Annotated in this window: 10 protein-coding genes and 1 pseudogene; 5 read left to right on the forward strand and 6 right to left on the reverse strand. The window is 62.0% G+C overall.

Features of this window, described 5'->3' with window-relative positions:
* From AB4Z38_RS08070 to glmS, 4 genes and pseudogenes are all read right to left on the reverse strand, one after another.
* A pseudogene (locus tag AB4Z38_RS08070) lies at window positions 1–476 on the reverse strand (glycogen debranching enzyme); the annotation flags it as partial.
* A 74-nt stretch (window positions 477–550) separates the two neighbouring features.
* Window positions 551–2095: an NAD(P)H-hydrate epimerase gene (locus AB4Z38_RS08075; protein ID WP_441429256.1), complete on the reverse strand. Its 1545-nt coding sequence runs from the start codon at window positions 2093–2095 to the stop codon at window positions 551–553.
* A gap of 14 nt (window positions 2096–2109) precedes the next feature.
* A complete protein-coding gene (locus AB4Z38_RS08080; RefSeq protein ID WP_269995882.1) occupies window positions 2110–2457 on the reverse strand; it encodes a holo-ACP synthase in 348 nt (115 codons plus the stop codon).
* Between the two features lie 4 nt (window positions 2458–2461).
* Entirely contained in the window at window positions 2462–4354 is a 1893-nt protein-coding gene (gene glmS, locus AB4Z38_RS08085) for a glutamine--fructose-6-phosphate transaminase (isomerizing) (RefSeq protein ID WP_441429257.1), read from the reverse strand.
* Between the two features lie 133 nt (window positions 4355–4487).
* Here glmS and coaA point away from each other — a divergent pair, with 133 nt between their 5' ends.
* Window positions 4488–5498, forward strand: a complete 1011-nt coding sequence (coaA, locus tag AB4Z38_RS08090; RefSeq protein WP_441429258.1) for a type I pantothenate kinase — start codon at window positions 4488–4490, stop codon at window positions 5496–5498.
* 10 nt (window positions 5499–5508) lie between these two features.
* Here the strand turns inward: coaA and AB4Z38_RS08095 are convergent, their stop codons facing one another.
* On the reverse strand, window positions 5509–5799 hold the full coding sequence (locus tag AB4Z38_RS08095) for a hypothetical protein (protein ID WP_441429259.1): 291 nt from the start codon (window positions 5797–5799) through the stop codon (window positions 5509–5511).
* A 64-nt stretch (window positions 5800–5863) separates the two neighbouring features.
* Here AB4Z38_RS08095 and AB4Z38_RS08100 point away from each other — a divergent pair, with 64 nt between their 5' ends.
* Together AB4Z38_RS08100 and mscL are read left to right on the forward strand one after the other, a co-directional pair.
* Window positions 5864–6364: a M15 family metallopeptidase gene (locus AB4Z38_RS08100; protein WP_441429260.1), complete on the forward strand. Its 501-nt coding sequence runs from the start codon at window positions 5864–5866 to the stop codon at window positions 6362–6364.
* 88 nt (window positions 6365–6452) lie between these two features.
* Window positions 6453–6842, forward strand: coding sequence for a large conductance mechanosensitive channel protein MscL (gene mscL, locus AB4Z38_RS08105; protein ID WP_441429261.1), 390 nt, complete (start codon window positions 6453–6455; stop codon window positions 6840–6842).
* A gap of 73 nt (window positions 6843–6915) precedes the next feature.
* Here mscL and glmM read toward each other — a convergent pair whose 3' ends face one another.
* On the reverse strand, window positions 6916–8280 hold the full coding sequence (gene glmM / locus AB4Z38_RS08110; RefSeq protein ID WP_284980797.1) for a phosphoglucosamine mutase: 1365 nt from the start codon (window positions 8278–8280) through the stop codon (window positions 6916–6918).
* Between the two features lie 159 nt (window positions 8281–8439).
* Between glmM and AB4Z38_RS08115 the strand changes: the two genes are divergently transcribed.
* On the forward strand, window positions 8440–9678 hold the full coding sequence (locus AB4Z38_RS08115; RefSeq protein ID WP_441429262.1) for a glycosyltransferase: 1239 nt from the start codon (window positions 8440–8442) through the stop codon (window positions 9676–9678).
* A 61-nt stretch (window positions 9679–9739) separates the two neighbouring features.
* Window positions 9740–11650, forward strand: a complete 1911-nt coding sequence (locus AB4Z38_RS08120; protein WP_441429263.1) for an ArnT family glycosyltransferase — start codon at window positions 9740–9742, stop codon at window positions 11648–11650.
* The last annotated feature ends 58 nt before the right edge of the window (window positions 11651–11708 follow it).

Here is an 11708-nt window from a genome sequence, read left to right on the forward strand (position 1 = left end):
GCCTCATAGATCACGGACCGGTGGTACGGGATCCGCGGGAGGTGGTCACCGTCCCAGTCGAAGAACGGGTTGATGACCACACCCATCATCATGTGGGGCGCGGAATCCTTGTCGTTGCGGGAGTCCGGATCCCCCATGTTGTACGAGAAGAGCGCCGGGTCCCAATCGATCTGCCGGTGGATGGCCTTCGCGTAAGGGTCCAGGAGGAGCTTGTTCGGATTGAAGCGCTGGCCCGCGGCAGGGTCATACGGACCGTGCACCCGGTACCCGTACTTCTGGCCCGGCTGCACATGCGGCAGGTAACAGTGCCAAACATAACCGTCCACCTCGTTGACGGTGTAGCTAACTTCGTCCCCGTCGTCGTCAAAGAGACACAATTCCACCTTTTCCGCCTTCTCGCTGAACAGCGCGAAGTTGGTTCCCGTGCCATCAAAGGTGGCACCCAACGGGTATGCGGATCCTGGCCAAACGTTCATGTGTTCTCCTTCACCTGCCGGATAACTTCCTGCCAGCCTAGCCAGACTATGTGACATTCAAAGAACATCCGGAGTCATCCGGCGCGATGTTCCTTGAGAATCCGGAGGACGTCCGGGACCGCCCGGGCGATATCGGAAGCGGTCAATGGCCCGCCCGCCGAGGCTGCGCTGCCAGCCCTTCCGTGGATGCTTGCGCCGACTGCGGCTACCGCGGCCCAGCGCTCATCAGGGGCGATTCCCAACGCGGCGAACGGTCCGTCGTCGTCCAGCCCGGATTCCGCGTACGCTGCAGCCAGCGCGCCGACTATCCCGCCAAGGACGTCCCCGCTGCCTGCTGTCGACATCCACGGGCATCCGTCCGCCTGGCTGAAGACCGCCCCGGAAGGCGAAGCAACCACCGTTGTGGCACCTTTGAGCAGGACGACCGCACCGGTGTGCTCGGCCGCGAGCCGGGCGAAGTGCACGGTCCGCGATTCCACGTCCTCACGCGTGATGCGCACTTCGCCTCGGCCAAGAAGGGCCGCGAGCTCCCCTGCGTGCGGGGTGAGAATCCAGTTCGGCGGGCAGCGTTCCGGCAGGAGGTCCAGGGCTCCGGCGTCGACGACGGCGGGCTGGCTGGCGCTGGCCGCCGCGACCAATACGTCACGGGCACGATCGAGTTGCTCGGCTCCGTCCAGGCCAGGACCGAGCAACCACGCCTGGACCCGGCCCGGCTCGGCCGGTTCCCATATGGCTTCGGGGGTTCGTGCCAGGACCTGCCGCGCCACGACTTCCGGGCCGAGGTACCGCACCATTCCCGCACCGGCCGCGGAGGCGGCCTCGACACAGAGCGCCGCGGCCCCGGTGTAGCGCTCGGAACCTGCCACGACGCCCAGGACTCCCCTGGTGTACTTCTGTGCCCGACGCCCAGGGTCCGGCAGGACGGCAGCCAGGTCAAGGGTAGAGAAACGGCGCAGGGCAGGTGCCGGAAGATATTCCTCGATGCCGATAGGTATGAGGATCACGCGGCCGGCACAGCCCTCACCCGGATCGGCCATCAGCCCGGCCTTGACTCCCCCGAATGCCACGGTCAGCCGCGCCGTCAATACGGGCCAGTGGACCTCGCCTGTGTCGGCGTCCACTCCGCTGGGAGTATCGCAGGCCACAACCAAATCGGGCCTTAGCTCCTCCAAGGCAGCAATCAATTCCGCGGCCGAGCCGCCAAGGCCGCCCCGGGCACCCGTGCCCAGGATGGCGTCAATGACCACATCGTCGCCGGCAACCAGCACGGCTAGTTCTTCGGCGTTGTCCTCGTCCAAAACATGGACGCGTCCGCCGGCAGCCCCGAAAGCCGCGAGGGCGTCAGGATGGGCGGAACCGGCGGTGAGGACCGCCGTCGTGCGCATGCCACGCCTCGCGAGCATTGCCGCGGCGTAGAGGCCATCCCCGCCGTTGTTGCCTTTGCCCGCCAGCACTGTAACGCTCGAGCCGTAAAGGCTGCGGCCTTCCGAGCGGAGTTCACGTACGACGGCGATTGCCAGTCCGTGTGCCGCGCGCTGCATGAGAACAGCGCCTTCGCCGGCATCAAGGAGCGGTTTTTCCGCTGCCCTGATCTGTGTTCCGGTGAAGGCGCTGATCATGGTTTCTTGCGCTGCTAGGCTTCGGCGATGACCATGGCAGTGGCGATTCCGCCATCGTGGCTCATGGACACGTGCCAGCGCTTCACGCCCTTGGACTCGGCAACTGCCAGCACGGTGCCCTTCACCTTGATGGTGGGGCCGTTCTGGTCGAGGCCGATCCAGCAGTCCTGCCAGTTCATGCCGGCCGGAGCTCCCAATACCTTGGCCACAGCTTCCTTGGCCGCGAAACGCGCGGCCAAGGACCGTGTGTTGAGTTCGCGTTCCGCGGGAACGAACAAACGGTCGCGGAGGCCCGGGGTCCGCTCGAGTTGGCGCCCGAAGCGCTCTATGTCTACGACGTCTACGCCTATGCCAACAATCATGCGGCTATTCTACGGTCACACTCTTGGCGAGGTTACGCGGCTGGTCCACGTCGTACCCCTTGGCCTTGGCCAGCTCTGCCGCAAAAATCTGCAGCGGAACAGTTGTGAGAAGCGGCATCAGGAGAGGCGGCGTCTGAGGGACGTAGAAGACGTGCTCGGCGTAGGCCTGCACGGTTTCGTCACCTTCTTCGGCGATCACCAGGGTGCGCGCACCGCGGGCGCGGATTTCCTGGATATTGCTGACAACCTTGGCATGGAGGGAGTCGCGGCCACGCGGGGACGGGACCACGACGAAGACGGGCTGTCCTTCGTCGATCAGGGCAATCGGGCCGTGTTTGAGCTCGCCGGCAGCGAACCCTTCGGCGTGGATGTACGCGATTTCCTTGAGCTTCAACGCGCCCTCGAGTGCCACCGGGAAGCCGACGTGGCGGCCCAGGAAGAGCACCGACTTCTCGTCCTTCATGCTGCGGGCGAGTTCGCGTAGGGGGCCAGCGCCGTCGAGGATGGTCTGGATCTTCGCCGGGATCTTGCCAAGGTCCGCCAAGACGTCCTTGATCTGGCCGGTAAAGATGTTTCCGCGCAGCTGGGCGAGGTAGAGACCAAGAAGATAGGCGGCCGTGATCTGGGCCAGGAACGCCTTGGTCGAGGCGACGGCGATCTCCGGACCGGCGTGGGTGTAAAGAACGGCGTCGGATTCGCGCGGGATAGTGGATCCGTTGGTGTTGCAGATAGAGATCGTCTTGGCACCCTGTTCGCGGGCGTAACGGACGGCCATCAGGGTATCCATGGTCTCGCCGGACTGGCTGATGGACACCACCAGGGTGTTGGCGTCAACGATCGGGTCGCGGTAGCGGAATTCATGCGCGAGTTCCACCTCGGTGGGGATGCGGCACCAGTTCTCGATGGCGTACTTGGCGACCATTCCGGCGTATGCGGCCGTGCCACAAGCCAGGACGATGATCTTGTTGACCTGCTTGAGCAGCTCCGGGTCGATCCGGAGCTCGCTCAAGGTCAGCTGGCCGTTAATGTCCGAGCGGCCGAGGAGGGTCTGGGTGACGGCGTCGGGCTGGTCGTGGATTTCCTTCTCCATGAACGAGCTGAAGCCGCCCTTTTCCGCGGAAGCCGGGTCCCAGTCAACGTGGTATTCCTTGCCCTGGGCCGGGGCGCCGAAGAAGTCCGTGATCTCCACGGTGTCGGCTGTGATGGTGACGATCTGGTCCTGGCCAAGCTCGACGGCGCGGCGCGTGTGATCGATGAAGCCGGAAACGTCCGAGCCAAGGAAGTTCTCGCCTTCTCCCAGACCTACAACAAGAGGGGAGTTGCGACGGGCGGCGACGACGACGTCCGGCCGCTCGGCGTGCACGGCAAGGAGCGTGAACGCGCCTTCGAGCCGCTGGCAGGCGAGCTGCATCGCTTTGGTGAGCTTGCCGTTGGAAGAGTCCCCGCCGAGCTGGTTGCGGAAAATATCGCCCAGAAGTGCTGCCGCGACTTCGGTGTCCGTCTCCGACTCGAAAGTGACACCCTTGGCGATGAGCTCCTGCTTGAGCTCGGCGAAGTTTTCGATGATTCCGTTGTGGATCATGGCCAGGCGTCCGTCGTCCGCCAGATGCGGATGGGCGTTCTGGTCGGTGGGTCCGCCGTGGGTGGCCCAGCGGGTGTGGCCGATGCCGGTCAGCGAGTCCGGGAGCGGATTGTCCTCAAGCTCGTTCAGCAGGTTGCTGAGCTTTCCCGACTTCTTCCGGCTGGCGATGGTTCCATGGGCCACGACTGCGACTCCGGCTGAATCATAGCCCCGGTATTCAAGCCTCCGGAGTCCTTCAAGCACGACGTCGAGAGCCGAGTGCCCGGCATCTGCCCGGCGGGATGAATTGCCAACATAACCTACGATTCCACACATGCCTACAAGAGTAGCGGTTGCCCCGCGAAATGGACGTAGGATATCCCGGCCCGCAAGCAGGCCTGGCCGCGGAATATGCCGGATCGCTTACCTTTTCCGCAGAGCACGCTCACACAAAATCTGCCCGCCGTTCATGCTGTATTTCCGGATCAGCCAGTGGAGGGGCAGAATCTCTAAAGTGACTTTGCAACGCAATGAAGCGAACGGCGACAGCTCCTCCCCGTTCGTGGAGCTGGACAGGCAGACGTGGTCCCGGCTGGGTGCGCAGATGGAGCAGCCGCTTAACGAAGAGGACATCGTCCGGCTTCGCGGCCTCGGTGATCCCCTGGACATGAAGGAAATCCGCGAGGTCTACCTTCCGCTCTCACGCTTGTTGCACCTCTATGTTCAGGCATCACAACAGCTTCATGCAGCTACGACGACATTCCTTGGTGAGCAAACCCAGCGCACGCCCTTCGTGATCGGCGTCGCAGGTTCGGTGGCTGTCGGCAAGTCCACTATCGCCCGCGTGCTGCGCGAAATGCTCCGCCGCTGGCCCGGCACTCCGAACGTCGAACTCATCACCACCGACGGATTCCTTTACCCGCTCGCTGAGTTGAAGCGCCGGCATTTGCTTGAGCGCAAGGGCTTTCCGGAATCCTACGACCGCCGGGCCTTGCTTCGATTCGTGAGTGCGATCAAGGGGGGCGCCGAAGAGGTCCGCGCTCCTTGGTATTCGCACGTCACTTACGACATCGTCCCGGACAAGGAAGTGGTGGTCCGACGGCCTGACGTCCTCATCGTCGAGGGCCTCAACGTGTTGGCACCCGCCCGACCCCGGCAGGACGGCCGGCAAGGCTTGGCCCTGAGCGACTTCTTTGATTTCTCCATTTACGTTGACGCCAAGACGTCGTACATCGAAGACTGGTACGTGGACCGTTTCCGCAAGCTTCGAACCACGGCGTTCGCCCAGCCCGAATCCTACTTCCACCGTTACGCGACGCTCTCCGACGCTGAGGCGGAAGCCACTGCCCGCGGCATTTGGAAGCGCATCAACGAGCCCAACCTTGAGGAAAACGTGCTCCCTACGCGCGGCCGTGCGCAGCTCGTCCTCACCAAGGATGCCGACCATTCCATCCGCCGCATGCTGCTCCGAAAGGTCTAGCACGGATGTGCTACAACTGCGGCCCCAGCCGAAGGTCCTTCACGACGCTACTTGCGGCAGGCGTGGGAATCACTGCCTTGGCGGCCTGCACCCCGGATACCCGGGTCGCCTCGCCCACGGCCGCTCCGTCCCCCTCGGGTCCCCAAACGGCAACGCCGACGCCGACTGTGGCGACCACGACGGCGGTTCCCGCCACAGCGGCGAGCCAGCCGCCGTCGGGCGCACCGCCGTCGAAGGCTCCGCCGTCGGGGGTTCTGTCGCAACAGTTTTCCCTAAGCGACCCCACAAGCCAGTGGGTCATCGTCAACAAGCACCGGCCGCTGACGCCCTTGCAGTTTGCCCCTGCCGACTTGGCACAGCCCCGCGTGCAACTGGCAGTCAGCGGAGAGGGGTCCCTGCTCAACAGCACCACCGCCGGAGCAGCCGAAAAGCTCTTTGCGGCAGCCGCCTCAGCCGGAGTGACTATGACCTTGGCGTCCGGTTACCGTTCCTTCCAGACCCAGACCGCAACGTACAACGGTTACGTGAGCACGCGCGGCCAGGCCTCGGCGGACACGGCCTCCGCCCGTCCGGGCTTCTCGGAGCACCAAACTGGCTGGGCATTCGACATCGGCGACGGCGGCGGGGCGTGCAGCTTCGAGCCTTGCTTCGCTGATCAGCCGGCCGCCGCTTGGGCCAAGGCCAACGCGTACAAGTACGGATTTGTTGTCAGGTACCCGTGGATGCTCAATGAAATCACTGGCTATTACTACGAGCCGTGGCATTTGCGATTTATCGGAGTTGAGGCTGCAGCGGATATGGCCAAGCGGGGTATCGGCACCCTTGAGGAGTACTTTGGACTCGAAGCGGCGCCGGGCTACCCCTAGCGGTTGATTAACCAGGAAAGTTCCCGACACTCCTGGGAATTGAACGTCTGCTCACTTTGAATTCACAAGCATGCGCTAGCTTGGTGCCATGTTGAGTGGATTTAAGAATTTCATTCTGAAGGGCAACGTCGTAGACCTTGCCGTAGCCGTCGTCATGGGTGCCGCCTTCGGTGCAGTTGTTGACGCACTCGTCAAGAACGTCCTCATGCCGCTGATCGCTGCCTTGGTTGGATCCCCCAACTTTGACAGTTTTGCGAAGGTAACCATCAACGGAAATGACCTGCAGTTCGGGGTTTTGCTAACCGCGATCGTCAATTTCGTCCTCGTAGCAGCCGCTATCTATTTCGTCGTGGTGGCTCCGATGAACCACCTCATCGAGCGCCGCAACGCCAAGTTGGGCATCACGGAGGAGGAGCCGGCGGCAGACCCCGCCGTCACGCTCCTCACCGAGATCCGCGACAACCTGGTCCGACGGTAAGCATTTGAAATAGCTGTGGCCCGGCTCCTCACGGAGACGGGCCACAGTTGTTTGGTCTTTGCTGCGTTCGGGACTAGAGGGCCAGTTCGCGTGGAATAGCGAGGCGGTCTTCGACGACGCCGGCCAGTTCAGTGCATATGCGGGTGGCGGTTTCCATGTCCGCGGCCTCCACCATCACGCGCACCAGCGCTTCGGTGCCCGATGGCCGCAGGAGCACCCGGCCGGTGTCACCAAGTTCGAGTTCGGCGGCAGCCACCGCAGCGGCGACGCCTTCGTCCGTGGCGGCACGTGACTTGTCCACGCCCTTCACGTTGATCATGAGCTGCGGCAGCTTGGTCATGGCACGGGCAAGGTCTTGGAGGGTCCGGCCGGTGCCGGCCACCTGGGCGGCAATCTGCAGACCGGTCAGGACGCCGTCGCCAGTGGTGGCGTAATCGGAGAAGATCACGTGGCCCGATTGCTCTCCCCCAAGGCTGAAGCCGCCTTCGCGCATTGCCTCCAGGACGTATCGGTCCCCCACCGCGGTCTCGCGGAGGGTGATTCCAGCCTCGCGCAAGGCGATCTTGAGTCCGAGGTTGCTCATCACGGTGGCTACCAGGACGTCGTCCTTCAGTTTTCCGGACTTCTTCAGCGCGAGGGCCAGAATCGCCATGATCTGGTCGCCGTCAACCTCGTTGCCTTCGTGGTCTACGGCCAGGCAGCGGTCGGCGTCGCCGTCGTGCGCTATGCCGAAGTCCGCGCCGTGCTTGACGACCGCTTCCTTGAGCTGGCCAAGGTGGGTGGAACCGACGCCGTCGTTGATGTTCAGGCCGTCGGGTTCGGCGCCGATCACCACAACTTCGGCGCCGGCGCTGGCGAAGACCTGCGGGGAGCAGCCGCTGGCTGCACCGTGGGCGCAGTCCAGGACAACCTTGAGACCTTCGAGGCGGTGCGGCAGGGTGCCGAGCAGGTGGACGATGTAACGGTCCTCGGCGTCCGAGAAGCGCTGGATGCGGCCGACGTCGCCGGCCACAGGGCGTGACGGTTCCTTGCCGAGCTGGGCCTCGATCGCGTCCTCAACCTCGTCGGGGAGCTTCTGGCCGCCGCGGGCAAAGAACTTGATGCCGTTGTCCGGTGCAGGGTTGTGCGAGGCCGAAATCATGACGCCGAAGTCGGCATCGAGGTCCGCGATGAGGTAGGCCGCTGCCGGCGTGGGCAGCACACCGGCGTCGTACACGTCGATGCCGGAGCTCGAAAGTCCGGCTTCCACCGCCGCGGCGATAAACTCCCCGCTTGCGCGGGGGTCCCGGGCGACCACGGCACGGGGCCGTTTTCCGTCGGCTGCACGCTCGTGGCCGAGGACCACTGCGGCAGCTTGGGCCAACTGAAGAGCAAGCTCCGCGGTGAGCAATCCATTGGCGAGACCACGCACGCCATCTGTTCCAAATAATCTAGCCATCGCGTCCCAGTCTAGACGACGGTTGTAGGGGTCGAGGAAAGGGTGCCGCAGGGCCCGCCTGTACCCCTTCAGCCGCGCGAGCACAAGAGTGGAACTACTTGACTTGCGTTTTCCGCTCCACTCTAGTATTGACCCTTAACAAGTATCTACGATTACCGCATGACACCTAGCTCTGGGGGCTTGGCGCTAGAAATAATTGTCCCCGTTTTCAACGAGTCCGCCATACTCGAAAGAAGCATTTACCGGCTTGTCGACTATCTTTCCCGGGAATTGTTGTACAGCTGGAAAATCACGATTGCCGACAACGCGAGCACCGACGCGACCGGTTTAATTGCGCGGAAGCTCGCTGATGAGGTTCCCAATGTCAGTTATCGGCGCCTTGAGACAAAAGGGCGGGGTTTCGCTCTCCGCGACGCCTGGACATCGTCTGAAGCCAAAGTTCTGGCATATGTAGACGTCGACCTCTCGACTGATTTGGCGGCTTTGCCGCCGCTCATCGCTCCCCTGCTATCCGGACACTCGGATGTCAGCATCGGGACCCGGCTTGGCCGCACTTCCAGGGTGGTCAGGGGCCCCAAACGGGAATTCATCTCCCGGAGCTACAACCTGATTCTTAAACGGACCATGCAGGTACAGTTCTCCGATGCCCAGTGTGGTTTTAAGGCTGTCAGGGCGGAAGTCGCGCATCGGCTGCTTCCTTATGTGGAGGACAACTGCTGGTTCTTCGACACCGAGCTGTTGATCCTGGCTGAGCGGGCAGGACTTCGAATCCACGAAATTCCAGTCGACTGGATCGACGATCCTGACAGCAGGGTGGATATCCGCCAAACGGCCGTCGACGATATCAGGGGCCTCGTACGCGTCGCCGGCTCCATGATGAAGGGAAATATCCCTTTGCAAGCGATATACGCGGAGCTGGGGCGAGGACCTATCGCCGCGCCAACGCGTCCAAGCTTCTTCGGCCAAGTGATACGTTTTGGAATCGTCGGCGCCTTCTCCACTCTCGCTTTCGCTTTGCTGTATCTGCTATTCCAGGGCCCGTTTGGCCCACAGCAGGGAAACTTCCTGGCCCTGTTGCTCACGGCCATCGCGAACACGGCCGCCAACCGCCGCTTCACCTTCAGGATCCACGGACCCGAGCGGCAGTTCACACAACAGTTTCAAGGCCTTGTGGTTTTCTTGGTCGCCTGGGGAATCACTTCTTCTTCCCTTGTATTGCTACATGCCATTCACCCGGACGCAGCACCCAGTACTGAGCTCTTTGTCCTGACCTGTGCAAACATCTTCGCCACTCTGGTGCGCTTCGTCCTGCTCCGTATCTGGGTCTTCCGGGTACGGCGGACGGAGGATCGGCGCGGCGGTTTCGCTCTCAACCAGCCAAAAGAGTCGTTACTTTGATCCTGTTGTCCCAGGCGGGGAAAACCACTTGGGGAAAATTTCAAGGAGGAATCTTTTGACGGTGTCCGAATCTACCGCCTCCCGTACGGGCCAGGCCGGCTTCCCAGCGCGGAGCCCAACCCCAGTTGCACGCCGGGAGAAGGTCACCATCGCTTTCCTCTTGCTCTCCACAGCATTTCTTTACCTGTGGAAGCTGGATCAAAATGGTTGGGCCAACGCATTTTACTCAGCTGCAGTCCAGTCCGGTGAACATGACTTCACGGCATTCTTCTTCGGTTCCTCGGACTGGGGCAACTCCATCACCGTCGATAAACCCCCACTCAGCCTGTGGATCATGGGGCTTTCGGTCCGACTATTCGGACTCAACTCTTGGGGCCTCCTCGTTCCACAAGTCATCATCACGTTGACCAGCACTTTGTTGATCTTTGTCCTAATCCGCAGATACTTCCCGGCCTCCGCCGCCCTTATCGCGGCAGCAGTGTTCGCGTACACCCCAATCACCGTTCTGCTAGCTCGCTACAACAACCCGGATCCGCTCATGGTCCTGTTGATGATTGCGGCGCTCTACACCGGGACGCGAGCTGCTGAGACCGGCAAACTCAAGCCGATGCTCCTCGCAAGCGGATTTTTGGCTCTTGGATTCCTGACGAAGCAGCTTCAGGCGTTTCTGGTTCTCCCGGCAATTGCGATCGTCTTTCTGACCTTCGCCCGACTGCCTTGGCGAAAGAAGTTCCTAGGACTTGCACTGGCAGGATGCTTGGTGGCCGCCTGTTCCTTGGCTTGGCCGCTCGCCGTGGACCTCACACCTGCCCAATCCCGCCCCTTTGTCGGAGGCTCAACGGGCAACAGCATGATTGAGCTGACGCTCGGGTACAACGGGATCGACCGCGTAGTCCAGCATGCAGATGACCCGTCCTTGTCTCTCATACCCCAAGAGTTCAGGAGTATGGGCTCAGACGCAGGATTCTTCAGGCTGATCAATCTGAACTACGGGCAGGAAATCGGCTGGCTGCTCATGCCCGCCTTGCTCAGCTGTGTGGTCATCACATGGGCGATTGCCACACGCCGATTCGAAAGGCATGAGGCGATCTTATCGGCGGCAGCAGTTCTCTGGTTCGTCACAACGTATCTCGTGCTGAGTTTCATGAGCCAGGGCTTTCATTCCTACTATTCGTCGTCACTGGCGCCTCCGCTGGCTCTTTGCGTCGGCATTGGTGCCCGTCTGCTCTTGTCAGGCGCCAAGACAGTGCTAGGGCGAATATGGACTACAGGTGCTTTGGTTGCAAGCTTCATCTTCGCCAACGCAATATGGCGGATTAGCGATCTGTATCCGGAATGGCTCGGAACCGCCATACTGTCTGCCGGCTTGCTCTTGGCTGCAGCCTCAGCTGTCCGCCCACCCTGGCCTTGGCTTGAGCGCTCAACAGCTGCCATGACAATTGGAGCGCTGCTGATCGGACCGGTATTTTGCTCTTTTCTGACTGTGGGTTCTCCTCAATCCGGGTCGAATCCCCTTTCGGGTGGCATCTCCCGGAACCCGAATACACTTAGCCGCTTCCTTGACGGAGTCAAGAAACAGGAACCGGCCTGGGCGTACGGAATTGCGATTGGCAATAATCCCGGCCAAGCCATCTTGGAGAAGCTGGAAAGCGCCCCATCGAGATGTACGTGGGCCGCAGCTACCTATCCTGCCCAAACGGCCGCGCGTTTTCAGCTGGCTTCCAATCGTCCGATCATGCCGCTGGGTGGTTTCGCTGCTGTGGATCCCAGCCCCACCCTGAACAAGTTCCGGGGCTGGGTCGCTGCGGGACAAATTTGCTACCTAGTCGAGCAGCCTGAACAACTGAACGTCCCGGGAAACAGTCAGGAACTCACGGCGATTCAGAATTGGGTAGCGGCCACATTCCACGCAGATATCACTGACGGCACCACGGTGTACGACCTAGGAAGACCACTGGAAAGTAGCCGTTAAACGCAGTAAGGCCCGCCCCGCCAGGCGGCGGAGCGGGCCTTGAAAGCGATTTTGCGCT

The sequence above is a fragment of the Arthrobacter sp. 2RAF6 genome (assembly GCF_052115205.1).
In the GTDB taxonomy this organism is placed as follows: Bacteria; Actinomycetota; Actinomycetes; order Actinomycetales; family Micrococcaceae; genus Arthrobacter.

What these genes read in the sequence shown, in the direction of transcription:
- AB4Z38_RS08075 (WP_441429256.1), bottom strand. Translation starts at nt 2,095, where the DNA reads ATGATCAGCGCCTTCACCGGAACACAGATCAGGGCAGCGGAAAAACCG.
- AB4Z38_RS08080 (WP_269995882.1), bottom strand. Translation starts at nt 2,457, where the DNA reads ATGATTGTTGGCATAGGCGTAGACGTCGTAGACATAGAGCGCTTCGGG.
- glmS (WP_441429257.1), bottom strand. Translation starts at nt 4,354, where the DNA reads ATGTGTGGAATCGTAGGTTATGTTGGCAATTCATCCCGCCGGGCAGAT.
- coaA (WP_441429258.1), top strand. Translation starts at nt 4,488, where the DNA reads ATGCTGTATTTCCGGATCAGCCAGTGGAGGGGCAGAATCTCTAAAGTG.
- AB4Z38_RS08095 (WP_441429259.1), bottom strand. Translation starts at nt 5,799, where the DNA reads ATGACCCACTGGCTTGTGGGGTCGCTTAGGGAAAACTGTTGCGACAGA.
- mscL (WP_441429261.1), top strand. Translation starts at nt 6,453, where the DNA reads ATGTTGAGTGGATTTAAGAATTTCATTCTGAAGGGCAACGTCGTAGAC.
- glmM (WP_284980797.1), bottom strand. Translation starts at nt 8,280, where the DNA reads ATGGCTAGATTATTTGGAACAGATGGCGTGCGTGGTCTCGCCAATGGA.
- AB4Z38_RS08115 (WP_441429262.1), top strand. Translation starts at nt 8,440, where the DNA reads ATGACACCTAGCTCTGGGGGCTTGGCGCTAGAAATAATTGTCCCCGTT.